Annotated in this window: 18 protein-coding genes; 10 read left to right on the plus strand and 8 right to left on the minus strand. The window is 61.0% G+C overall.

Annotation, left to right across the window (positions count from 1 at the left end; all coding sequences use genetic code 11):
- Positions 1-125: 125 nt before the first annotated feature.
- Both thrC and BW995_RS04200 read left to right on the plus strand, forming a co-directional pair.
- The gene (gene thrC, locus BW995_RS04195) at positions 126-1,523 is read left to right on the plus strand and encodes a threonine synthase (protein ID WP_076399583.1); all 1,398 of its coding nucleotides are present in this window, start codon (positions 126-128) and stop codon (positions 1,521-1,523) included.
- Positions 1,520-2,779, plus strand: a complete 1,260-nt coding sequence (locus tag BW995_RS04200) for a M16 family metallopeptidase (protein ID WP_076398973.1) — start codon at positions 1,520-1,522, stop codon at positions 2,777-2,779. Before thrC ends, BW995_RS04200 begins: the two co-directional genes overlap by 4 nt.
- A gap of 59 nt (positions 2,780-2,838) precedes the next feature.
- Here BW995_RS04200 and BW995_RS04205 read toward each other — a convergent pair whose 3' ends face one another.
- Positions 2,839-3,093: a DUF1178 family protein gene (locus tag BW995_RS04205; RefSeq protein ID WP_076398974.1), complete on the minus strand. Its 255-nt coding sequence runs from the start codon at positions 3,091-3,093 to the stop codon at positions 2,839-2,841.
- Positions 3,094-3,430: 337 nt separating this feature from the next.
- Entirely contained in the window at positions 3,431-4,393 is a 963-nt protein-coding gene (locus BW995_RS04210; RefSeq protein ID WP_076398975.1) for an ABC transporter ATP-binding protein, read from the minus strand.
- Positions 4,394-4,582: 189 nt separating this feature from the next.
- On the opposite strand from BW995_RS04210, the gene BW995_RS04215 reads away from it, so the two are divergent.
- Positions 4,583-4,780, plus strand: coding sequence for a zinc-finger domain-containing protein (locus BW995_RS04215; protein ID WP_076398976.1), 198 nt, complete (start codon positions 4,583-4,585; stop codon positions 4,778-4,780).
- Positions 4,781-5,044: 264 nt separating this feature from the next.
- Complete coding sequence (polA, locus tag BW995_RS04220; protein ID WP_076398977.1) at positions 5,045-7,795, plus strand: DNA polymerase I; 2,751 nt, start codon at positions 5,045-5,047, stop codon at positions 7,793-7,795.
- A gap of 333 nt (positions 7,796-8,128) precedes the next feature.
- Here the strand turns inward: polA and BW995_RS04225 are convergent, their stop codons facing one another.
- Positions 8,129-13,075 (minus strand): NAD-glutamate dehydrogenase, encoded by a 4,947-nt coding sequence (locus tag BW995_RS04225; protein ID WP_076398978.1) that lies wholly within the window; start codon positions 13,073-13,075, stop codon positions 8,129-8,131.
- Between the two features lie 212 nt (positions 13,076-13,287).
- On the opposite strand from BW995_RS04225, the gene BW995_RS04230 reads away from it, so the two are divergent.
- On the plus strand, positions 13,288-13,503 hold the full coding sequence (locus tag BW995_RS04230) for a hypothetical protein (protein WP_076398979.1): 216 nt from the start codon (positions 13,288-13,290) through the stop codon (positions 13,501-13,503).
- Between the two features lie 274 nt (positions 13,504-13,777).
- Here BW995_RS04230 and BW995_RS04235 read toward each other — a convergent pair whose 3' ends face one another.
- The gene (locus BW995_RS04235) at positions 13,778-14,587 is read right to left on the minus strand and encodes a substrate-binding periplasmic protein (RefSeq protein WP_139332756.1); all 810 of its coding nucleotides are present in this window, start codon (positions 14,585-14,587) and stop codon (positions 13,778-13,780) included.
- A gap of 229 nt (positions 14,588-14,816) precedes the next feature.
- Between BW995_RS04235 and BW995_RS04240 the strand changes: the two genes are divergently transcribed.
- From BW995_RS04240 to BW995_RS04250, 3 genes are all read left to right on the plus strand, one after another.
- On the plus strand, positions 14,817-17,381 hold the full coding sequence (locus BW995_RS04240; RefSeq protein WP_076398980.1) for an ATP-binding protein: 2,565 nt from the start codon (positions 14,817-14,819) through the stop codon (positions 17,379-17,381).
- Positions 17,382-17,430: 49 nt separating this feature from the next.
- Positions 17,431-18,339: a B12-binding domain-containing radical SAM protein gene (locus tag BW995_RS04245; RefSeq protein ID WP_076398981.1), complete on the plus strand. Its 909-nt coding sequence runs from the start codon at positions 17,431-17,433 to the stop codon at positions 18,337-18,339.
- 211 nt (positions 18,340-18,550) lie between these two features.
- Positions 18,551-19,489, plus strand: coding sequence for a Wzz/FepE/Etk N-terminal domain-containing protein (locus BW995_RS04250; RefSeq protein WP_076398982.1), 939 nt, complete (start codon positions 18,551-18,553; stop codon positions 19,487-19,489).
- 106 nt (positions 19,490-19,595) lie between these two features.
- On the opposite strand, the gene BW995_RS21280 is transcribed toward BW995_RS04250, so the two are convergent.
- From BW995_RS21280 to BW995_RS04260, 3 genes are all read right to left on the minus strand, one after another.
- Positions 19,596-19,931 carry an MFS transporter gene (locus tag BW995_RS21280; RefSeq protein ID WP_322099115.1) on the minus strand — a complete coding sequence of 112 codons (336 nt, stop codon included), beginning with the start codon at positions 19,929-19,931 and terminating at the stop codon, positions 19,596-19,598.
- A complete protein-coding gene (locus BW995_RS04255) occupies positions 19,880-20,821 on the minus strand; it encodes an MFS transporter (RefSeq protein WP_322099111.1) in 942 nt (313 codons plus the stop codon). The genes BW995_RS21280 and BW995_RS04255 overlap by 52 nt, the downstream gene beginning before the upstream one ends.
- A gap of 88 nt (positions 20,822-20,909) precedes the next feature.
- On the minus strand, positions 20,910-21,254 hold the full coding sequence (locus BW995_RS04260) for a hypothetical protein (RefSeq protein WP_076398983.1): 345 nt from the start codon (positions 21,252-21,254) through the stop codon (positions 20,910-20,912).
- A gap of 309 nt (positions 21,255-21,563) precedes the next feature.
- Between BW995_RS04260 and BW995_RS04265 the strand changes: the two genes are divergently transcribed.
- A complete protein-coding gene (locus BW995_RS04265; protein ID WP_076398984.1) occupies positions 21,564-22,082 on the plus strand; it encodes a tetratricopeptide repeat protein in 519 nt (172 codons plus the stop codon).
- A 292-nt stretch (positions 22,083-22,374) separates the two neighbouring features.
- Here the strand turns inward: BW995_RS04265 and BW995_RS04270 are convergent, their stop codons facing one another.
- Positions 22,375-23,307, minus strand: coding sequence for a Wzz/FepE/Etk N-terminal domain-containing protein (locus tag BW995_RS04270; RefSeq protein WP_076398985.1), 933 nt, complete (start codon positions 23,305-23,307; stop codon positions 22,375-22,377).
- Positions 23,308-23,620: 313 nt separating this feature from the next.
- Here BW995_RS04270 and BW995_RS04275 point away from each other — a divergent pair, with 313 nt between their 5' ends.
- Positions 23,621-23,857, plus strand: a complete 237-nt coding sequence (locus BW995_RS04275; RefSeq protein ID WP_076398986.1) for a hypothetical protein — start codon at positions 23,621-23,623, stop codon at positions 23,855-23,857.
- Positions 23,858-23,882: the final 25 nt, after the last annotated feature.

Below are 23,882 nucleotides of genomic sequence, written 5' to 3' on the forward strand. Positions count from 1 at the left end.
TATCGCTTTTTTCCCCCTTTTGCCCCCTGCCCCCGCCTCGGAGATTGCCCGACGGCACCATACCCTATAACATCGCCGGTTCGCTCGTTATGCGCTGTAAGGCATGAACGTTTGGAGTGCGGTCGGTGAAGTACGTTTCCACGCGGGGGAAAGCCCCGGTTCTGGGCTTTGATGATGTGTTGCTGGCAGGGTTGGCCCGGGATGGTGGCCTGTATGTGCCCGAAAGCTGGCCGTCGTTTTCCCGCAGTGAAATTGCAGCCCTGCGCGGGCTGTCCTATGCAGATCTTGCTGTGCGGGTGATGGCTCCGTTCGTGGAAGACACGATCGCCGAAGCCGACCTGAAGCGGATCGTGCGCGAGACCTATGGGGTGTTCGGTCACAAGGCGGTCGCCCCGCTGAAGCAGCTCGACGGCAACCTGTGGCTGATGGAGTTGTTCCATGGCCCGACGCTGGCTTTCAAGGACTACGCCCTGCAGTTCCTCGGCCGGATGTTTGATCACGTCCTGACCAAGCGCGGCGAGCGGGTGACCATCGTCGGGGCAACCTCGGGCGATACCGGCTCGGCGGCCATCGAAGCCTGCCGCGACCGCGACGCCATCGACATTTTCATCCTGTTCCCCAATGGCCGGGTGTCCGACGTCCAGCGGCGGCAGATGACCACCGTGCCGTCGGCCAACGTTCATTGTGTTGCCGTTGATGGCACCTTTGACGATTGTCAGGACGCGGTGAAGGCGATGTTCAACCACACCGCCTTCCGCGACGAATTCAACCTGTCAGCGGTCAATTCGATCAACTGGGCCCGCATCATGGCGCAGGTGGTCTATTATTTCTGGGCCGCCCTGCGGCTGGGTGCGCCGGATCGCCCGGTGGCGTTCTCGGTGCCGACCGGCAACTTCGGCAACGTCTTTGCCGGCTATGTGGCGATGAAGATGGGCCTGCCGATCGAACGCTTCGTGATCGGCTCGAACAGCAATGACATCCTGACCCGCTTCTTTGAAACCGGCTCGATGACCATGGAAGGCGTCCATCCGACCATCAGCCCCAGCATGGACATTCAGGTGTCGTCGAACTTTGAACGACTGCTGTTCGATCTGGTCGGACGCGATGGCGAACAGGTCGAAAGCCTGATGAACCGCTTCCGTCAAAGCGGCACCTATGCGCTGGAAGGAACGCCGCTGGCCGATGCCCGCCGTCTGTTCCGGGGCGTGCGCCTGTCCGATGAACAGACCAAAACAGTGATTGGTCAGTGGTATCAGGGCTGTGGCGAGCTGCTGGACCCCCATTCGGCGATTGGTGTCGATGCGGCGGTACGCGGCGATCTGGACCCGGCGGTGCCGGTGGTGGCGCTTGCGACAGCCCACCCGGCCAAATTCCCGGCGGCGGTCAAGGATGCCAGCGGCGTCCACCCGGCCCTGCCACCCCGCATGGCCGACCTGTTCGACCGTCCGGAACGTTTTACCGTCCTGCCCAATGATGTGGCCGGACTGGAAGCCTTTGTGCGTGAAAAGGTTGCTGCCCGATGAGTGTCGCTGAAACCCGTCTCGACAACGGCCTGATCGTCCTGACCGATACCATGCGCACGGTGGAAACCGTGTCGCTGGGGGCGTGGGTCGATGTTGGTACCCGCCATGAAACGCCCGAGGTCAACGGGATTTCCCACCTGCTGGAACACATGGCCTTCAAGGGTACCGAACGGCGGTCGGCGCAGAAAATCGCCGAGGAAATCGAAAACGTCGGCGGTCATCTGAACGCCTACACCTCGCGCGAGCACACCGCCTATTACGCCAAGGTGCTGAAGAATGATGCCGCGCTGGCGGTCGATATCATTGCTGACATCCTGCAGCATTCGGCCTTCGACCCCGAAGAGCTGCAACGTGAGCAGTCGGTGGTGATTCAGGAGATTCATCAGGCGGATGATACCCCCGATGACATCATCTTCGACTACTTCCAGAACACCGCCTATCCCGATCAGGCGCTGGGTCAGCCGGTTCTGGGGCGTCCCGACATCGTGCGCTCGATCAGCTCGGATGTGCTGAAAGACTACATGCAGAGCCGCTATACCACCGGCTCGATGGTGCTGACGGCGGCGGGCAACATCGACCACGACGACTTCGTGCGTCAGGTCGAACGCCAGTTCACCGCCTTGCGGACGGCTCCGGCGCAAAAGCCGACGGCAGCGGCCTACAAGGGCGGCGACTTCCGGCAGGACCGCGATCTGGAACAGGTGCATCTGGTTCTCGGCTTTGACGGTATCGCCTACGAAGACCCGCTGTTCTATTCGGCGGCGGTGCTGTCCACCCTGCTGGGTGGCGGCATGTCGTCGCGCCTGTTCCAGGAAGTGCGGGAAAAGCGCGGGTTGGTCTATTCGATCTATTCCTACGCCAGCGCCTATACCGACGGCGGCCTGTTCACCATCTACGCCGGGACCGGCGAAGACGACGTGGCCGAGATGATCCCGGTGATGTGCGATGAAATCCGCAAGGTGACCGACGGCCTGACCGAAGACGAACTGGCCCGCGCCCGCGCCCAGTTGAAGGCCGGTATCCTGATGGGGATGGAAAGCACCTCGAACCGCTGCGAGCAGGCAGCCCGGCACATCATGTCCTACCAGCGGTCGATTACCGCCGAAGAACTGGTTGAGAGCATCGAAGGCGTCACCGCCGATGGTGTGGTGAGCGCAGCCCAGCGCATTTTCGCCTCGGCTCCGACACTGACCACGCTGGGGGCAATCAGCAAGGTCGAGACCTACGACGCCGTGTGCCGTCGCCTGAACGGGTGATCAGGGTATCAACGGGGTGTGGGGTGTGGAGCATGACTCCACACCCCACACCCCGTTGATTACCCCATCATCGCCGGGCAACCACCGCAGCCCGCACCGGGTTCGGCACCGCAGGCATGGGCCGGTTCGCTGCGCCCGACAGTCCCGCCCGAGCCGGTCAGGCTGGGGGCCATCAGCGCCTTGCTGATGTGGGTATCACCGCACTCGGGGCAGACAATCGCCTGCTGGTCCCGTTTGAGATCATAGTCCGCCATGTTGTCGAACCATTGATCAAAGGTGTGCTTTTCCGCACATATCAATCGATAGAGAATCATCGCCGTGGTGTCCTGACCAGAACCGGAACGGTTTCCAAAAGGTAACCAGAGCAAATCCCGAGCAGATGGACACATCTGCGACGACGTATTTGCTCTAATGGCAGGGTTATAGCACCAGCCTGGACCAGCGTGCGTTAAATCTGATGCAGGCACGCTGGTCTAGTCTTTTGTATTGCCGCATTGTTGTTGCGAAAACCGGTTCCCACTTTTCGCACAATGCCGGGTTTTTCATGCCGCATTGTTGTTGCGAAAACCGGTTCCCACTTTTCGCACAATGCCGGGTTTTTCATGCCGCATTGTTGTTGCGAAAACCGGTTCCCACTTTTCGCACAATGCTCTAGGCGGCGGTGCTACGGGTCAGTTGCAGGAAGATGTCCTCAAGGTCGGCTTCGTCGGTGGTCAGGTCGGCAATGGTCAGGCCCGCAGCGCTTATGGCGGCCAGAATCTCGGCAATGGCCGTTTCCGACGGGCGATAGCGCAACACCAGCCCGTTGCCACGGCGGGCCTTTTCCGCCCCAAAGGCTTGCAGGGCAGGCGGAATGTCGCCCAACGGCTCGGTCAGCATCACCGTCAGGGTCTTGGAATCCAGCCGCCCGATCAAGGCTTCGGTCGGTTCGCAGGCCACCACGCTACCGTGGTTGATGATGGCGATCTGGTCGCACAGCTCCTGCGCTTCTTCCAGATAATGGGTGGTCAGCAGGATGGTGGTGCCGCGTTCATTCATCGCCCGGATCTGGGTCCACAACTGCTGGCGCAGCTCGATATCCACCCCGGCGGTCGGCTCGTCGAGCACCAGAATGGGCGGAAAATGGACCATTGCCTTGGCCACCAGCAACCGCCGCCGCATCCCGCCGGACAGGGTACGGGCATAGGCGTCGGCCTTGTCGCTGAGACCAACGGTGGCCAGAATTTCGTCGGTGCGGCGCTCGGAACGCGGCACGCCATACAACCCGGCCTGCACTTCCAGCAGCTCTCGCGGGGTAAAGAACGGGTCGAGGTTCAGCTCCTGCGGCACGATGCCGATTGCCAGTCGCGCGCCCCGCTCGTCGCGGTCCAGATCACGGTCCCAGATTTCCACCTGCCCGGCGGTCTTCTTCACCAGCCCGGCCATGATGTTGATCAGGGTGGACTTCCCCGCCCCGTTCGGCCCCAGCAGGCCGAAAAAGCTGCCGCGCGGAATGGTCAGGTCCACACCCTTCAGCGCCTGCTTCGGCGGCTGGCCATTGCGGGAGGCATAGGTTTTCGACAGGCCGCGAATGCGGATGGCATCGGCGGGAAAGGCAGGAGCGGAAGCGGTCATCAGGGGGGTCCATCGTCTAAAAAGGAAACGCCGGGGCGGGAAAGACACCATCCAGTATCCATGCCCTGATGTCAGGCGTTGATTACCGGACGTATCCGGGTATCATCCGCCTCTGAATGGGTCAATGCCGGACCCGGTCAGGACACTACAGGCAGCCCCCGGCTGTCGTCTGTTGGGAGATAGGAACAAATGTCGCAGGCCGCCACTACCCCGGTGCAGGAAGTCATCGAAGTCGAAGCTCTGGAAGTTTCCTGTGATGGCGGAACCCCCGCCCTGGGCCACCCCAAGGTTTACCTGCACGTCGATGCCGAAGACGGCGTGGTCTGCCCGTACTGCTCCAGGCATTTCGTGCTGAAGCCGGGTGCGAAGATCAGCGCCGCCCACTAAGGCACGGGGGCACAGGATCGTGGAGCGCGGCTCCACACCTCGCTGGGGCCTTCGGAGTATTGTGCGAAAAGTGGGAACCGGTTTTCGCAAAAACAATACGACACTTCAAAGAGAAAGACCTGTAAGCTTTACAGCTCACAGGTCTTGGCCCCAGACCCCATTAATTCGATTATCAAAGAAAAAACGGGAGCATTGGCCCTCGAAAGGGTACGGGCGGTAGCCTGCTGTTCTTCTGTTTTTTTACCCTGCTGATTGGGAAACGGTATGAAGCACCTGTTCTTGGTGGATGGCTCGGGATTCATCTTTCGCGCCTATCATGCGCTGCCACCGCTGACCACCCGCGACGGGACGCCGACCAACGCCGTTTCCGGCTTCACCTCGATGATGATGAAGCTGATCGAGGATACCGACGCCAGCCATGTGGCGGTGATCCTTGATGCCGCCCGCAAGTCATTCCGCAACGACTTTTACCCGGACTACAAGGCCCATCGCCCCCCTGCCCCCGAAGACTTGGTGCCGCAGTTTCCGCTGATCCGCGAGGCGGTGCGGGCACTGAACGTGCCGTGCATCGAGATGGAAGGCTACGAGGCCGACGACATCATTGCCACCTATGCCCGCCAAGCGGCGGCGCAGGGGTTCATGGTGACGGTGGTCTCTTCCGACAAGGACCTGATGCAGCTGGTCGATGACCGCATCAGCCTGTGGGATGCGATGAAGAACAAGGCGATCACCCGCGCCGAAGTGATCGAGAAGTTCGGCGTCCCGCCCGAGCAGGTGGTGGACGTGCAGGCCCTGTGTGGCGATGCCGCCGACAACGTGCCGGGGGTGCCGGGGATCGGCATCAAGACCGCCGCCCAGTTGATCGGCGAGTTCGGCACGCTGGAAGCCCTACTGGAACAGGCCGGAACCATCAAGCAGCCCAAGCGCCGCCAGACCCTGCTGGACAATGCCGAACTGGCGCGGGTGTCCAAGCGGTTGGTGACGTTGTGCGACACCGTGCCGCTGGCCGAAACCATCGAGCAGTTCACCAAGACCGTGCCGGTGGTTGATGACCTGTCTGCCTTCCTTGAGCGGATGGAATTCCGCCGCCTGCTGGCACAGGTGCAGGGTCGGGCCGCCGCACAGGCCAGCACGCCGCAGGCTGCCGCCAGTGCAGCACCGAGCGACGTTGCCTATGAACTGGTGCAGGATGCCGACCGTCTGCGCTGGTGGGTGGCGCAGGCGCAAACGATGGTGGCGATTGATACCGAAACCACCGGTCTGGATACCCAGAAAGCCGATCTGGTCGGGGTGTCACTGGCCCTGACGCCGGGCAAGGCGTGCTATGTCCCGCTGGCCCACGTCAACCCGGACGGCGCAGGCGATCTGCTGAGTGGCGGCGGGGCACCACCGCGCCAGATTCCGCTGGCCGAGGCGCTGGAAATCCTGCGCCCGCTGCTGGAAAACCCCGGCGTGCTGAAGGTCGGCCATAACCTGAAATACGACCTGCACATCCTGCGGCGGGCCTATCGCCTGCATGGAACGACGGTGCCTGTCGTTGCCCCGGTCGATGACAGCATGGTGCTGTCCTACGTGCTGGATGGCTCCCTGCACGGTCACGGCATGGATGAACTGGCCAAACTGCACCTGTCGCACACCACCATTCCCTTCAGTGAGGTCTGTGGCTCCGGGCGGTCGATGATCACCTTTGACAAGGTACCGCTCGACAAGGCGCTGGCCTATGCCGCCGAGGACGCCGACATCACCCTGCGCCTGTACCTGCTGCTGCGCGAGCGCCTGCTGAGCGAACGAATGGTCGCGGTCCACGAGACGCTCGACCGGCCACTGGTGCCGCTGCTGTTTGCGATGGAGCAGCAGGGGATCAAGATCAACGCCCTGTATCTGAAAGAACTGTCGAACGATTTTGCTGGCCGGATGGTCGAGCTGGAAAAGCAGATTCACGCGCTGGCCGGGGAAGAATTCAACGTTGGCTCACCCAAGCAACTGGCCGAGATCCTGTTTGAGAAAATGGGCCTGAAGGGCGGCAAAAAGGGCAAGACCGGCACCTATTCCACCAACGCCGAAGTGCTGGAAGAGTTGGCCGCCGCAGGCCACGACCTGCCCGCCCGCGTGCTGGACTGGCGTTCGATCCAGAAGCTGAAAAGCACCTACACCGACGCCCTGATTGCGGCGATGGACGAGCAGCAGCGGGTCCACACCAGCTTTGCCCTGACCATCACCTCGACTGGACGGCTGTCGTCGTCGGACCCCAACCTGCAAAACATCCCGATCCGCACCGAGGAAGGCCGCAAAATCCGCGCCGCCTTCGTCGCCGAGCCGGGCTATAAAATCCTCGCCGCCGACTATTCACAGATCGAACTGCGCCTGATGGCCCATGTGGCCGACATTCCGGCCCTGCGCACGGCCTTTGCCGAGGATCAGGACATCCACGCCCTGACCGCCAGTCAGGTGTTCGGGGTGCCGATGGACGGCATGGACCCGATGATCCGCCGCCGGGCCAAGGCGATCAACTTCGGGATCATCTATGGCATTTCGGCCTTTGGGCTGGCGCGGCAACTGGGGATTTCCCGTGGCGAGGCACAGGCGTTCATTGATGCCTACTTTGCCCGCTTCCCGGAAATCCTCGCCTATATGGAGCGGACCAAGGACGAGGCACGCAAGAACGGCTTTGTGCGCACCCTGTTTGGCCGCAAGTGCTTTACGCCGGGAATCGGGGAAAAGAACCCCACCCTGCGCGGCTTTGCCGAACGGTCGGCAATCAATGCGCCAATTCAGGGCGGGGCCGCTGACATCATCAAGCGGGCGATGATTGCCCTGCCCGCCGCCTTGCAGGCAGCGGGCCTTCAGGCCCGGCTGCTGTTGCAGGTCCACGATGAACTGGTGCTGGAAGTCCCCGAAGCCGAGGCCGACGCCACTGCCGCGCTGGTGCGGCAGGTGATGGAAGGTGCGGCCTCGTTGTCAGTGCCGCTGGTGGTGGAAACCGGCGTGGCCGACACCTGGGCCGAGGCGCATTAGAGCAAATCCCGAGCAGATGGACACATCTGCGACGACGTATTTGCCTGGATAACAAGTCCTTAGAGCATTTTCAAGTTGACCGTCTCCGGTCAACGGCTCGGAAAATGCGGCCCTAAAAAGGGAGAGCGTTTTCGCTCGGTGTGAAAACGCTCTAAGGATGTGGAGCGCTGCTCCACACCTCGCTGGGGCCAGTCGGCCCCAGACCCCATTCCTTTGATCATAAAAGAAAAATGGGGGTTCGGGGCCTCAGGCCCCGAGCCGGTCCGGGCGGCAGCCCGCTCTTGTTTTCAAACTGTCGTGTACCGTGCCGGTTCCCACTTTTCGCACAATGCTTTAATGCCCCTTCAGGGTACCGAACTGGCGGCTGGCCACGGTCAGCATCGCCAGATCGACAGCGACGGCGGCCCGCAGTTCCCCAATCAGTTGCTCGGCCCGTTCCACCGCCGGTCGGCGGATATCGGCCCAGGATTCGATGGCGGCCAGCGGGTCGTGCAGGCTGCCTCCGGCCTGTTGCAGCACAGCGGCAGTCATCGCCCGCTGATCGGCATACAGCTCGTCAATGACCGCCGCAATCGCCAGCTTCTCCCAGTGGCTGCCATGCTTGGCCACCCCTTCGGCACAGCCACGCAGCCAACCCAGCAGGAAGCGAGACCCCACCAGGAAGAAGTAGCGGGCGGCGGTTGCCACTGGCACCGCCTGATCCTGTGCCAGTCGCACCACATCCGGTGCTGACGCCAGCACAATCATTTCGGCGACCTGACTGGCCAGACGGGACGGGACGTTGGCCTGACCATAGCGGGTGGCCCGCGCTTCGATGGCGGCGGCCAGATCGGACGGGCAGACCTCATGCAGGCACTGGCTGAGGGCAATGCGCCCTTCGCCAACGTCGGCAATCAGACGGCCCATATCAATCGGACGGGCAGCATGGCGCAACACCCACAGGGTAGCCCGTTCCAGCAGCCGGTTGGTTTCCTGCAACATTTCCTGTTGCAGTTCCGCCGACACCTCGTTGTCGAGCTGCTCGATCCCCTGCCAGACATCACGCACCCCAAAGGCATCGCGGGCTACCAGATAGGCGCGGGCAATGTCGGCGGGCGGCATGCCGGTCTTTTCGATGATCTGGGTGACAAAGGTTCCGCCGACCCGGTTGATCATGCTGTTGGTGGCATGCGTTGCGATGATTTCACGCCGCAGCTTGTGTGCGCCGATCTGCTCGCGGAACCGCTGCTGCAACGGCGCCGGGAAGTAGCTGACCAGATCCTCGACCATCATCGGATCATCGGGCAAATCGCTCTGCACGATTTCGTCAAACAGCCACATCTTGGAATAGGCGATCAGCACCGCCAGTTCGGGCCGGGTCAGGCCCTGCTTGGCCTTTTGCCGGTTGGCCAGTTCCTCGTCATCGGGCAGGAACTCGATGGCGCGGTTCAGGCGACCCGACTTTTCCAGCATCCGCATCAGGCGGGCCTGATGGTCCAGCAGGTCAACGCCCTGACTCTGCATCAGGCTGATGGCCTGCGTTTGCAGATAATTGTCGCGCAGAACCTGCAGGCCGACCTCTTCGGTCATGTCCACCAGCAGGCTGTTGCGCTGCTTCAGGGTCATGTCGCCTTCGGCGACGATGCCGTTCAGCAGGATCTTGATGTTCACTTCATGGTCAGAGCAGTCCACACCGGCCGAATTGTCGATGGCGTCGGTGTTGATCCGGCCCCCGCGACCACCAGCCCCCTGACGGGCGTATTCGATACGGCCCCGCTGGGTCACCCCCAGATTGGCCCCTTCGCCGATCACCTTGGCGCGGACATCGCGGCCATTGATGCGGATGGCATCGTTGGCGCGGTCGCCCACCTGCGAGTCGGCTTCGCTGGCGGCCTTGATGTAGGTGCCGATGCCGCCAAACCACAGCAAATCGACTTCGGCTTTCAGCATCGCCAGAATCAGGTCGTTGGGGGCAATCTCGTCCACCGTCAGGCCAAAGGCGGCCTTGATCTGCGGGCTGAGCGGGATTTTCTTGGCGCTGCGCTCGAACACGCCGCCGCCTTCGGAGATCAGCGCGCGGTCATAGTCGGCCCAGCTCGAACGTGGCAGGGCAAACATGCGCTGACGTTCGGCCAGCGTCGCCGCCGGATCGGTCGGGTTGGGGTCCACAAAGATGTGCATGTGGTTAAAGGCCCCGATCAGGCGGATGTGCGGGCTGAGCAGCATGCCGTTGCCGAACACGTCGCCGGACATGTCGCCAATGCCGATCACCGTAAAGTCTTCGGCCTGGGTGTTGCGGCCCATTTCACGGAAATGGCGCTTCACCGCTTCCCAGCCGCCCCGGGCGGTGATGCCCATCGCCTTGTGGTCATAGCCCTGACTGCCGCCCGAGGCAAAGGCATCGCCCAGCCAGAAGCCGTAATCCAGCGAGATGCCGTTGGCGATGTCCGAGAAGGTCGCGGTGCCCTTGTCGGCAGCCACCACCAGATACGGGTCGTCTTCGTCCAGACGCACCACATCGACCGGCGGCACCACCTGCCCGCTGACCAGATTGTCGGTGATGTCGAGCAGGCCGCGCATCAGCGTCTTGTAGCATTCGATGCCTTCGGCCATGAACGCATCACGCCCGCCCTCGGTCGGGGGCCGCTTGACCACAAAGCCGCCCTTCGAGCCAACCGGCACGATCACCGCATTCTTGACCATCTGGGCCTTGATCAGGCCGAGGATCTCGGTACGGAAGTCTTCACGGCGGTCGGACCAGCGGATACCGCCACGGGCGACCTTGCCGCCACGCAGATGGATGGCTTCGACGCGCGGGCTATAGACCCACACTTCGACCATCGGACGCGGCAGGGGCAAGCCTTCGACATTGCGGCTGTCGATCTTGAACGACAGATAGCCCTTCGGTTGCCCTTCGGCGTCCTTCTGGTAAAAGTTGGTGCGCAGGGTGCAGTCGATCAGGTTCAGGAAGCGCCGCAGGATGCGGTCTTCGTCCGGGCTGGAGACCTGTTCCAGCGCATCAACGATCCGCTGACGGAACACCGCGGCATCGCCACCGGCACCATGCGGGTCAAAGCGGGCATGGAACAGGCGGATCAGTGTGCGGGCAATGTCGGGATGGGCTGCCAGTGCCGCTTCGATGCTGGCCTGACTGAAGGTAAAGGTGGCCTGCCGAAGGTACTTGGCATAGGCGCGCAGCACCACCACGTCCCGCCATGACAGACCGGCGGCGACCACCAGACGGTTAAAGCCGTCGTTTTCTGCCTCGCCGTTCCACACGCGGGCAAAGGCTTCCTGGAAGGCCGCACGGGTGGTGACAATGTCCACCCGGTCGATGTCAGCGGCGCGCATGTCAAAGTCATGCAGCCAGACGGTACGGGCCGGATGGCCCTTTTCCGCCCCCAGCGAGGCTTCAAACGGCACTTCGCCGATCACCTTGAAACCCATGTTTTCCAGCATCGGCAGGATTTCGCTCAGCGGGACAGCGCTGTCGGGGTGATAAATCTTGAAGTGGACCGCATCGTCGTCGGCTTCCAGCGGACGATAGAGGTTCATCGCCAGCGGATGGCTGTTGCCGGCATTGGCCTGTTCCAGCGCCTCTTCCATGCGGTCGATGTCAAACACCGCCCCTTGTGCCGAGGTCTGTTCCTCGTAGAAGGTCGGGAAGGCATCGCCATAGCGGCGGATCAGGCGGGTGCCCTGCTCTTCGCCCTTGGCGGCCAGAATGGCGTCGGCCAGGTGGTCGGACCAGGCGCGGGCGGCCAGCTGGATGCGGGCTTCGATCGCCGTCACGTCATAGGCCGGCAGGCGACCGGGCTGGGTGCGGATGATGAAATGCAGACGGGCCAGCGGGCTGTCGGCCACCTGGGTGTAATAGGCGTCAAGGCCGCCGTGGAAGACGTTTTCCAGAATGCCCTTGATCGCCAGCCGCAGCGCGGTGTCATAACGGTCGCGCGGCACATAGACCAGACAGGAAACAAAGCGTTCAAACTCGTCCTGCCGGACCAGCACCGCCGTCCGCTGGCGTTCCTGCAGGTGCAGGATGCTGACCGCCATCTCCTGCAGCTTTTCATCGCTGGCCTGGAACAGCTCGTCGCGCGGCAGGTTTTCCAGAATGTTCAGCAGCGCCTTGCCGTCATGGCTGAACGGGCGGGTGCCGGTGCGGGCCAGAACGCGCTCGATCTTGCGGCGCAGGACCGGCACAAAGCTGGCGCTGTTGGTGTAAACGTTGGAGGTGAACAAGCCGACCAGCATGTGCAGGCCGATCACCCGGCCTTCGGCATCAAAACGCTTGATCCCGATCACATCCATATGCACTGCCCGATGGACCCGTGCCCGGCGGTTGGCCTTGGTGATCAGCAGGAAGGTCGGACGGTTCAGAAAGGCGGTCACATCGGCCGGCAGGCCGGACAGGTTGCGCAGCTCGTCAAACACCAGCTGGCTTTCATCGCGCAGGATGCCCAGACCATCGCTGACGCTGACCGTCCACTGTCCTCCGGCACCATCGGCACCATCCGGGGTGCTGTGGTGATCGAACACATGGTTGCGATAGCCCAGCAGGGTGAAGTGGTTGTCGAGCAGCCAGCTGAGGAATTCGTGGACTTCACCGGCATCTTCGACGGCCAGACCGGCCTCGGTTGCGGCAATGTCGTCCAGGGCTTGCGCCACTTTCCCGCGCACCAGTTCCCAGTCCTCGACCGCCGCCCGGTTTTCGGACAGGACGCCTTCCAGGTCACGGTGAATGGCCTGCAAGCGGGCCGGGTCAGAAATCTCGGTGATTTCGATGTGCATCACCGATTCCGTCACCATGCCGTCCAGCACCTCGCCGCGCAGGTCGGCATCGGGTTCCAGCAGGTCGAACAGCTCGCCGGTCGCATCACGGCGGATGTGCATCACCGGATGGATCACCATCAGGATCTGGGCATCCTGCATCGACAGCGCGGCAGTAACGGAATCAACCAGAAACGGCATGTCGTCATTGATGATTTCGACCACCGTGTGGTCACTCTGCCAGCCGTGCTGCTCGATGCGGGGGGTAAAGACCCGGATTTTCGGCGCCCCCGGCTGACGCTGGCGGGCAAAGGCCAGCAGCGACGCCACCGCGCCGTACAGTTGATCCGGGTCGCGCCCGTCAACGTCATCGGGCGGAACATCACGGTAATACTGACGGGCAAAAGCCTCGGCCACCACACCGGGAGCCGGAGCGTTATCGTGTCCCGGCGCGCCCTTGTTGCGATCACGGGCCATCCTGGCAACCCGTTCAATCAAATCCTGTTTGGTCGCTGCCGCCTTCTTGGCCATCATAACTCTCCTTGGTGCAGACAGGCGGTTTGGGGGGGAAGGGGGAGGCCCGTCTGCAGATCAGTCCTTGGGCACAAACAGGGATCGGGTGTTGCAGAGCAGCATTCCTCTGCCCTGACCCAAGTTTGCCTGCCCAAAAGAATTGATCTTTTTGCCGTTTATATTCAAGTACTTCCTGGAATTTCTTTTTTGGAAACAGAAGAGGGTAAATAATGGATCGTTCACAGACCATGATCGGTTTGGGGATCGCCCTGACAGTGGTGATTCTGGCCGTCATCAAGGAGCGTGCGCCTTACCAGCCGGGCCGCTTGTGGGTGGTCCCCTGGCGCTGGCTGCTTGCATTCGCTTTGCTGGCTGTTCTGGTTCTTTCTGCGCACCTGATCAGCGAGCTGAGCGGGCATCCGCTCACAGGCCGTGCGGCATTTTAGGGCATTCTGAAGCGCGCCGATGAGACACCAAGGCCCGGCTGCTGGGTTGGCCGGGCCTTTGCGGTCCAACCGGAAACGACAGTCCGCTGGAACGATCCTGGTCGCAACCGGAACCAGCGGGCGATCAGGGGAAGCAGTGGATCATGCTGCCACAGTTGGACAGGCTAACTGTTGCGATTGTTGCATACGCAACAAAATGGCGACCGCGACAGAAGATGAAAAACCGTGTCGCTGACCGCTTTTTCATCCTGTCCGCATCTTTCCCTGACAAGGCTCAGGGGGCGATGATCGGGGCCAGACCGTTCTTTTCGGCATAGGTGGTCAGGCGACCATCCCGCTTGATATCGCTGACAAACTGATTGACCCGCGCCAGCCAGACACTATCCCCCTTGGGGACGGCGTAGGCATAGGGCGTCGGAGCCAGCGGAGTCGGCGGAGCCAGCAGAGTCGCCCACGGCGTTTGGGTCGCCATGCGCTGACCATAGGGGTAATCGGTCATGAACACGTCAGCACGGCCACTTTCGACCTCCTGCTCCCGCTGCTTGAAATCCTCAACCACCGCCACCTGGGCCTTTTTCAGCGTTTCCCGCATCACCGGCTCCATGTAGGTGCCTTTCTGGACCACCACCACATGGCCGGGCTGGTCGATATCCGCCCAGGTCCTGATCGAGGCATGAGTCCGGGGCGCAACGGCATAGATACCGCTGACCAGATAGGGGGCGCTGAAATCCATGTGCTCGGCCCGGTCCGGACGGACTCCGACGGCGTGCATGGCGATGTCGCAGGCGTCGGTGGTCAGGTTTTTCACCAGATCGGCAAACGAACTGTCAACAAACTCGGCCGACACCTTCAGGTCACTGGCCAGTTGGTGGGCAAGGTCGATATCGATGCCTTCCAGCTGACCATTGCGGGGATTGCGATAGGTAATACCAAAGTAGGCCGGCCAGATGCAGACCCGCAGGCGCCCGCTCTTCTGAATGCTGTCCAGATGGGAGGCAGCCCTGGCTCCCGCACTGTCAATACCAACGGAGGCGGCCAGAACGACGGCCAGCAGGCCGACAGAACGAAGCAGGGGAAGGCGCATGGCAGAAATCCTGTTGGTCTGGACAAAAAGCTCCTTGACCATACCCGAAGGAGGTCTTTTTTGCCATAGACATGAATAAATCTGAATTGCGCTTCGGCGGGAGGTCGTTATCCTAAGTTCCGATGGATCATTCCCCACAAGGTATGGTCAAGTAACACCAGATCGCACTCAACCCCGGTCGTGAACCCGCGTTCCTGAAGCTTGACAACAAAAAAGGTCGGATACCGCCGTGACCCCCCGCCTGAACGAGCGCTCCCTGTCCCGGCGCTTTGTTTTTTCCATGATTGTCATTGCCGGGGTGGTTGTTTCCATGATTCTGGGAACGGCAGGGGTCGGGCTGTGGACCGCCCTGCAGCAAAGCCGGTCGGCCAGCGCCCGCACGCTGGCGTCCTCCGCCGAGCTGGTGGAAAAGGGCATGACCCGCTCGGTCGAGTCGATTGACGTACTGCTGGCATCCCTGTCCTACCGGCTGGCCGATCTGGGCGGCCATCCGGCCTTGCATGCCGAGGTCGTTCGGGGTGACGTCGTTGCCGGGATGGCGCAGGACATGATGCGCTTTGCCCCGCATGTGCGGCAAATCATGATTCTTGATCAACAGGGGGTCGTCCTGTTTGACAGTGCGCCGTCGGCGGCCGTCGGCGGGCAGATTGATCTGGCAGCCCTGGGACTGGGAGATCAGGCGCCGCGGGCTCTGGCGGGCAACCTGCAAATCGGCCTGTCGGTCGCCGGGCGCTTTCTTGGACAGGCCGGGGTGGCCCCGGTCGGGGTGTCAGTGATCCCGGTGGCCTACCCGTTCCAGGTGACCATGGCAAGCGGTCAGCAGGAAACATTCTATGCGGTCGCGGCGATCAATCCGGGGTTTGTGCAGGACAGCTTTGACGCGGTGGTGGCGCAGGATCGGGGCGGCATTGCCGAGGAAGTGATTCTGGCCCGCTATGATGGACCGATCCTGGCCGTACGGGCTTCTGCGGCTCTGCCGATCGAAATCCCGAAGCAGGTTCCGGCGGTGTTGAGTGGCGCCATTGAGCGGGCCGAAAGCGGTCGGCTGGCCGATATCCTGCCATTGTCTGCACAGTTTGGTGACCTGCACTGGCAGGTATCATCCCGCTATCCACTGGTGGTGGTGGTTGGCCGCAGTGAACATGCCCTGCTGAATGGCTGGTATGATGATCAACGGGTGGTGCTGGTCTCCGTGCCGGTGTTGCTGCTGGTTGTGCTGGCGATGATGGGGGGGCTGATCTGGCAGGTGATCGGGCGCGGCCGGTTGCAGGAACAGGTCCGGGTGCTGTCGCAGGCACTGGAGCAGGGACCAACGGCGGTCCTGATCACCTCGGCTCAGGGACGCATCGAATACGTCAATCAGGCCTTTACCGAGATGCTGGGCTATAGCCGGACTGACGTTGTGGGCGAAACACCCCGGCTGATCAAAAGCGGCCTGATGCAGGAGGCCGTCTATCGCGAGCTGTGGGATACCATCACCAAAGGAAAGGTCTGGAGTGGGGAACTGCTGAACCGCACCAAAGATGGCCATCTGCGCTGGATGATCGCCGCCATTTCGGGTGTGCGGGGTGATGACGGAGACATCAGCCACTTCATCGCCGTCGAAACCGATGTCAGTGAGCAAAAACGGCTGGATCAGCGGTTGAATGAAATCCAGAAGCTGGTCGAGGGTTTGCTGGCCCTGCCAGTGGTCCTTTATCGCATCAACCGCTCTGGCGTGCTGACCGATGCGCTGGGGGCCGGGCTGGAGCAGTTGAAGCTGACGCGGGACGCCCTGATTGGCCGCCGCTATGACGACCTGTTCCCCGGCTTTGCCCCGCAGGTTCAGCAGGCGCTGGAGGGGCAGACGGTTCGTTTTGAAGGCCAAAGCCGTTTTGCCCACAAGACGGTGTGGCTGGAACACTTGCTGGTGTTTGATCCGGCTCGCCCGGAAAGCCCTTATATCAAGCATGGCCTTCCCCTGAGCGGAAACGGTACCGAAAGTGATCTGTTGCTGGACCATGAAGACGGTGCCATCGGCATTGCACTGGACGTGACCGCCCGCAGGCAGGCCGAAGGACGGCTGTCGGCCACCATTGACCGCCTGAATGCCTCGAATCACGAGCTGGAACAGTTCGCCTATGTCGCCTCCCACGATTTGCAGGAGCCATTGCGCATTGTGTCGAGTTACCTGTCCTTGCTGAAGCGGCGCTACACCGACCAGCTTGACGAAGATGCGCAGGTGTTCATCGGCTATGCAATCGAGGGATCACACCGCATGCAAAGCCTGATCCTTGACTTGCTGCAACTGTCGCGGATCGGGACACAGGGCCGGGAACTGGGGCCAACGGACCTCAGCCCGGTGATTGAAACGGCGCTGGCCAACCTTGACCTGTCGATCAAGGAAACGCAGGCCTCGATCATCATCCGCGACCCGTTACCCACCGTTCTGGGGGACGGCGCACAGTTGATCCGCCTGTTTCAGAACCTGATCGGGAACGCCCTGAAATACCGTCATCCAGACCGTCCGCCGGTGGTGATGATTCAGTGCCGTTTTGAGGGCGGTTTGTGGCACCTGGTCGTCGAGGACAATGGTCTGGGGATCGGGGAAGCCTTCCGGGACCGGATTTTCCTGATTTTCCAGCGTTTGCAATCCCGCGAAGACTCGCAGGGGAACGGGATTGGCCTGGCCATCTGCCGCAAGATCGCCGAACGCCATGGCGGCTCGATCTGGGTCGACGGCGAAGAAGGCAGAGGCAGCCGTTTCCATGTCACCTTGCGGCGTCAGGATGACATGCTGCCCCCTGTGTCATGACAACATCTGTCATGACAACAGTGTGCGCTCAAAAAAAGGAAAACAGGTCATGTTCGACCGGCTGTATGACATGCCCTTGTTCCGGCCACCGTCAGAAGGGGACAACCTGATCTGGCAAGTGACGATCGGCTGCAGCTTTAACCGCTGCTCCTTTTGCTCGATGTATCGCAGCAAGGAGTTCCGCGCCCGCTCCCTCGCCGAAGCAGAGGCCGATCTGACGACCCTCGCCCGCCTGTGGCCCGAGGCCCGGCGAATTTTTCTCGCCGATGGCGATGCCTTTGCGTTGCCAACCGATCATTTGCTGGCCCTGTGCGCCATTGCCCGGCGGCTGTTTCCCGGCGTGAGCCGGATTTCGGCCTATGCCACTCCGGCCAACCTGTTGCAAAAGACCCCCGAAGAGCTGACCGCCCTGCGGCAGGCAGGACTATCCCTGGTGTACGTCGGGATCGAAAGCGGTGATGCCGTTACCCTGCGCCGGATCACCAAAGGGGCTTCCCCCGACGGCATCGTGACGGCGGTGATCAAGGCGCGGGATGCCGGGATCAAGGTCTCGGCGACGGTGATTCTGGGACTGTCAGGAGAAAATGACTGGGAGCGCCACATCCGGGGCACCGCCGAGGTTTTGAGCGCCTGTGCCCCGACCTATGTCTCGACCCTGCAACTCCATCTGGAGGAAGAGCGGATTGACGATTTTATCACCCGCTTTCAGCGCGTTGAGCGGGGTGTTTTTTTGCCGCGCAGCGATCAGGGGATGCTGGAGGAGCTGGAACTGCTGATCGACAGGCTTCACCCCCAGCGCCCGATCATTTTCCGTTCCAATCATGTTTCCAACACCGTGCCGCTGGCGGGAACCCTGCCAAAGGATCGTCAACGCCTGCTGGCAGAAATTGGAATGGCCCGCAAAGCGTGGAGCACGCACCGCGACCTGACGACGAGACGCAGGCGCAGACTGCTGTAACAGGCTGTCCGACACCTGACCGTCGAGGCTGTTTGTTTCACGCTGAATCAGATACTCTGCGCCGGGCAACGACGCACAATGCGGCAAAACAAAATGGGGGCTTGGGGCCTCAAGCCCCAAACGGGTTCGGGCGGTAGCACGCTCTTTGAATCCAACTGTCGTGTACTGTGGGTTCACGTCTGGAGCAGTGAGCGCAAAAGCAGGAAGCGTAATGGCGGACATGACGACACGGGATGATACACCTTTGAACCTGTCATTACTCAGACTGATGACCCGTGGAAAGAAAACGATCATTGTTACCATGATCGTCTTTATGGCTCTCTCGATCGTATACATGCGAGGAAACCCGCCAGTCTTTACCGCACAATTCACGATTGACACCCTCGGACCAGAGGATCGTTTCCTGCAGGAAAGCAAGATTGGTCTCACCATCAAACGGCCATCATACAGTCTGAATGATGACATGATGGTGTATTACCAGACCTTCACCTCCCAGCGGGTTTTTGACCGGGCAATTGATCACTATGGCCTGTCCCGAATCCTGTATCCGGCACTGTGGGATTCGCACCAGGAACGCTGGATACAGTCAGACGGCGTCCTGCCGTCAATCCGGAATTTTCTGAACAGGCTGATCGGGAGAAACCTGCCCCCGAATGGCCCTGAAAATCACCTGTTCATGGCAGACAAGATCCGAAAATCCCTGACATTGATCCGCGGTTACGGCCGTCTCCTCAACATCACTTTTGCCCATGAGGATGCCGCCGTTGCGGTGCGCGTGCTCGAGGTGCTGCACCAGGCAACCATCGATGAAATGCGCCAGTCACGGTTACAAAACGCCCTGAATATCGTTCGCATGATGAAGGCGGGATACGAGGAGCAGGTCAATGTCATTACGAAGAGGGAAGTCCTTGACGAGATCATACACCACGAACAACGGGCAATGATCCTGTCCTATGAAGAAACACCAATCATATCAATGACCATCAAGCCCATCATTATCTCGGTAAAATCTTCGCTCGAGCCAGTTTCCGCCCTGCCATTGAGCGCAATCGCTGGCATCATCTCGGGCGGGGTCCTGAATATTCTGATCTTTTTATGGCAGATAGCTCGACAGCGACAAATTCGTTTATACGGTACCCAAGGGTCATAGGACCAGAGCTGTGACTTAGAGCGTTTTCAGTGCCGCATTTTCCGGGCTGTTGACCGTAGACGGTCACCTTGAAAATGCTCTGAACAGGTTGCGCCAGAGCACAGCGTTACCGGACAGGAACCCGCCGCAACAGGAACAGGCCCGTCAGCAGGAAAAACAGGATGCTCGCCATCCCGACCCGCTGACTGCCGGTGGCCGCCGTCGCCCATGCCAGAACCATCGGCCCGGCAAAGGCGGTGACTTTGCCAGACAGGGCAAACAACCCGAACATTTCGTTACGCGCTTCGGCAGGGGCCAATCGGGCCATCAGGCTGCGGCTGGCGGATTGTGCCGGGCCAAAGAACACCCCCAGCAACACGGCCACCCCCCAGAACATCGCCTGCGACGTGATCACCAGCAGCGTTCCGCCCAGCAGCAGGATGGCCAGCAGGGCGATGGTGATGGTCCGGCGGGCACCAAAACGGTGTCATCGCACCAGCCAAACAGAAAGGCCCCGGCCCCAGCCGAAACGTTCAGCAGAATGCCGAGCAGGATAATCTGGTCAAAGCTCATCCCGAAAGTGCCCGCCGCATAAATGCCGCCAAAGGCAAACAGGGTGTTAAGACCATCGGTATAAAGCATCTGGGCCAACAGAAAGCGCAAAACGGTCGGGTGAGCGCGCAGGACGCGCCACAGGTGTTTCAGGTCTGCCACAGCATGGCGACAGGCCTGCCGGACGGACTCCCGCCGGGGCACATCGGGCACCCACAGAAACAGCGGTATGGCAAAGACGGTAAACCAGGCGGCGGTCAACAGAACCGTCGCGCGGACCGGTTCCTGTAAGCTTTTGTCCAGCCCGAAGGGGGGTGTGTCGGCCTTGATCAGCACAAACAGGGCAATCACCAGCGCGGTCAGACCGCCCAGATAGCCCAGCCCCCACGCCCAGCCCGAGAGCCGCCCCAACCGCTGCGGAGAGGCCACGTCGGTCAGCATCGCGTTATAAAAAATCAGCCCCAGTTCATAGCCGACCGTGGCCAGCACCAACCAGCCCAGCGCCCAACCCACCGAGGATGGATCAGGGGTGGTGAACCACAGCATGGCGGTGGCGACGATACACAATCCCGACAGGCCCGCCAGCCACGGTTTGCGTTGTCCCAACCGATCGACACAAGCCCCCAGCAAGGGAGCCAGAACCGCAATGATCAGCCCGGCGGTGGCCACCGCCCACCCCCATTGACTGGTGCCGGTGGCCGGATCGCTGGCAACCGCCTTGGTGAAGTAGGTGGCAAAGATAAAGGTGGTGATGATGGTGGCGAACGGAGAATTCGCCCAGTCGAACAGGCACCACGCCATCGCTGCCCTGCGGGAAGACGGGGTCCTGCGGGAAGACGGGGCCGGCCGATCGGCATCCGGTCTGCGGGAAAGATCGACCGGCTCCATGTTAGTGGTCCGAGCCGTGCAGGACGACGGACTTCAGGCCGGTGTCATAGCTCAGCCCTTCTTCGGTCAGCACGATCCCGAACGGGTGACGGCTTTCGGCCAGACCCTTGCGCTGCAAGGCAACCCAGACGGCTTCGTTGCGCAGGCCGGTGGCATCGGCGCCGGACACCACATAGGGACCGACATGGAAATGATGGCCGTGGGCATCGGGAAAATTGGTGATGAACGGACGCCCGGTTTCCGGTTCGCGCTGGCACGACGAGTCGCTGGACCCCAGAACCTGCAGGATGGTCAGGGTCTTGGCCTGCAGCTGGTTGAGCTTTTTCGGATTGGCTTTAGGGGGCATGTGAGTGTGATCCTTGATGCGTCCGGAAGGACCGGACAAATGGCACGAACCAAGGGTGTTCTGCGAGCGGCAGTGCCCGTCAGCCCTGAGAGGACCGGTCGGGCGCCTTGGTTGGGAGATGGTTAGCTGAAATTGCGACTAACTCCCACCCGCAATTTATACCCTCCCGCAAAAGCAGGTTGGCACTCTGGCGCGGTTCACGTACCGTACCCTTGCTCCCCGCCCTTCATCAATGGCTTTGCATCGCAGTGGTTATGCGCAAAACCGCAACCGCTTTTGCGCGTGCTGCCCAGGCGGAGAAACCGTACCGTGACCTCTGATGTTTCCAGCGACTGGACTGACCGTATTTACTATGGCGGCGATCTGCCCCGCGCAGCGGAAAAGGCCCTGCATCTGGCCGCGGCCCACTGGCATGACCCGCCGCAAGCCGAAGCATGGCTGGCCGAAGCATGGCGGCTGGCAGCGGACCATCGGGCGGTCAAGCTGGGACATTACAAGTATTTCTTTTATCGGCAGGATTTACGCCGGGCTGCCCCCTATGCCCTGTTGTGCGTCGAGGACGCCGCCCGGCAGCTGAACCTGCCTGCCGACTGGCGGCTGGTCACACCAGCGGATGCGGCATTTGATGTGCCGCTTGACGATATCGAGGCCGAGCCACGGTTCTTTCTGTATGCCCTGAAGGCTTATGGCTACGTGCTGTTCCGACAAGGTGCCCATGACGACGGGCTGGAGGCCCTGCGCAAAGTGGCTGACCTCGACCCGCAGGACCGCACCGCCACCCGCCTGTTGCTGGCGGTGATCGAACGGGGGCAAGAGGATGAGGATTAACGTACCGTGCGAAAAGCGGGAACCGGTTCTCGCAAAAACAATGCGACAGATCAAAAGGTTGGAACTGTGAGCATGTTTCACACCACAGGACACGACAGTTGACAAGAAAGTGCAGGCTGCCGCCTGAAACCGCTCGGGGCCTGAGGCCCCGAACCCCCATTTTTTCTTTTAATATCAAATCAATGGGGTCTGGGGCCGACTGGCCCCGGCGAGGTGTGGAGCAGCGCTCCACGTCTTTGTTCACAAGCTGTCGTGGTTGGTTCCCACTGTTGCGCTCACGGCTCCAGGCGGGTCAGATGCCAGCCGTCTTGCGCCCTTTAAACAGGTACAGCAGAATATTCAGAATGAAGGCGATGAAAAAGCCTGCCATCAGACCAGCGGCAAGACCGATTGCAATCGGAATGACCTGCGGTGCAGATGCAAAAGAAGGCGGGTCAACCAGATCAATAATCGGATATTGCGGGTCCTGTAACATCAACAGGCGTTTTTCCTGCCGCATGATTTGCTCAAGAAAGGCAGAACGATAGGCAATTTCCGTCGATTCTGTATACCGCTTGCGCAGCCCGTTCAACAATGCCTGCGCATTGCGAATCTTGTTTTCCCGAATCACGGAAATCGTCTCTTCATGCAGAATGGTCAGGACATTCAAGGCCATATCCGGACTTTTTGCCTTGACCACCACTGCATAGATATTCGGGGTCAACTTGTTGTCTGCCCGATCGACCGTGATCATCTTGCTGACAAGCCCCCCGACAATTGCCGGGTCTGCCGGATTACGGGTCCAGGACCGGCCGACAAGGCTGTTCAGGCCCGAACGAACGGCAGCCAGCAAACCGGAAGGCGGAATCCATTCCTTTTTCTGCGCATCCCACAGATTGGGCTGCACCAGCTGAGCCAGACCGCGCTGACTGATTGCCCGCTGCATCATTTCAACAGAAGACATCGTGCCGATGTAGAGGGCGATATTTTCATCCGTCGTTTGCCCCAACAGTCCACCGCTCAGTGACAATCCCTGCGTTGCCGACAGGCTGTCCTCTGCCGCCAGGGGGCGGATCATCAGTCGGGCTGTGTACTCGGGACTGTTAAACCTGAGGGCAATGAAGGCCATCACAAAGCAGACTGAAATCGAAATAATGAAAGTACGTTTCCGCCGGAACGCAATGCAGATGAGATCAAAGAATGATAACTCATCGTCTTCGATACGTGTAACATCATCGGGACTCATTGCGCTGCCTTTCTTTTCTGCTTTTTTCCACTGCCCGATAATGGCTGGTGTTCCTCAGGAATGGCTTTTGGAAACAGTGCCATGACACAATTGCCAGGGCGAGAGTGATCGTGACCGGCGACAGACGTCCAACGTGGCAGTTGTCGAAACCCTCCTGCCTGGGTCAAAGCCTGAAGGACCGGGAAACGCCAGATGTAGATACCATAGGAAAAGTCCCCATAGCGACCAAAATTGCCTGTATCCTGACGTGCCCGTCCGGCGCCAGAGCCCAACGGTTTTTTTGTTGTCTGCCCCACCTGCCGGAGCCTGTGCCATGACCTGTAAAATCTGCGGAGCCCCCGTCTCTGATGCCGAATGCTGCAGCAAGGCCTGTAGCGTAAAGCTGGACTGCGCCCGCATCGCCTGGGACCGGGACGCCCGCAAAATCGGGGTCAACGGCTACTATGACCAGCGTTACCGCGAGCATGTACGGACCAACAACAGCCGGGGTGCCAGGGTGATGCTGAAGGAATGGAACGCCGCCAAGGCAGCCCTGGGCGAGCGGCCCTGATGATGACGCGCCCCGCTCGGCCCAG

This window comes from Insolitispirillum peregrinum, assembly GCF_900156605.1.
Taxonomy (GTDB): domain Bacteria; phylum Pseudomonadota; class Alphaproteobacteria; order Rhodospirillales; family Rhodospirillaceae; genus Insolitispirillum; species Insolitispirillum peregrinum.

Coding starts and splice junctions, on each gene's coding strand:
- BW995_RS04250 (WP_076398982.1), top strand. CDS start 18,551: ATGGCGGACATGACGACACGGGATGATACACCTTTGAACCTGTCATTA.
- polA (WP_076398977.1), top strand. CDS start 5,045: ATGAAGCACCTGTTCTTGGTGGATGGCTCGGGATTCATCTTTCGCGCC.
- BW995_RS04245 (WP_076398981.1), top strand. CDS start 17,431: ATGTTCGACCGGCTGTATGACATGCCCTTGTTCCGGCCACCGTCAGAA.
- BW995_RS04270 (WP_076398985.1), bottom strand. CDS start 23,307: ATGAGTCCCGATGATGTTACACGTATCGAAGACGATGAGTTATCATTC.
- BW995_RS04225 (WP_076398978.1), bottom strand. CDS start 13,075: ATGGCCAAGAAGGCGGCAGCGACCAAACAGGATTTGATTGAACGGGTT.
- BW995_RS04235 (WP_139332756.1), bottom strand. CDS start 14,587: ATGCGCCTTCCCCTGCTTCGTTCTGTCGGCCTGCTGGCCGTCGTTCTG.
- BW995_RS04260 (WP_076398983.1), bottom strand. CDS start 21,254: ATGCCCCCTAAAGCCAATCCGAAAAAGCTCAACCAGCTGCAGGCCAAG.
- BW995_RS04255 (WP_322099111.1), bottom strand. CDS start 20,821: ATGGCGTGGTGCCTGTTCGACTGGGCGAATTCTCCGTTCGCCACCATC.
- BW995_RS04275 (WP_076398986.1), top strand. CDS start 23,621: ATGACCTGTAAAATCTGCGGAGCCCCCGTCTCTGATGCCGAATGCTGC.
- BW995_RS04200 (WP_076398973.1), top strand. CDS start 1,520: ATGAGTGTCGCTGAAACCCGTCTCGACAACGGCCTGATCGTCCTGACC.
- BW995_RS04230 (WP_076398979.1), top strand. CDS start 13,288: ATGGATCGTTCACAGACCATGATCGGTTTGGGGATCGCCCTGACAGTG.
- BW995_RS04210 (WP_076398975.1), bottom strand. CDS start 4,393: ATGACCGCTTCCGCTCCTGCCTTTCCCGCCGATGCCATCCGCATTCGC.
- BW995_RS04215 (WP_076398976.1), top strand. CDS start 4,583: ATGTCGCAGGCCGCCACTACCCCGGTGCAGGAAGTCATCGAAGTCGAA.
- BW995_RS04205 (WP_076398974.1), bottom strand. CDS start 3,093: ATGATTCTCTATCGATTGATATGTGCGGAAAAGCACACCTTTGATCAA.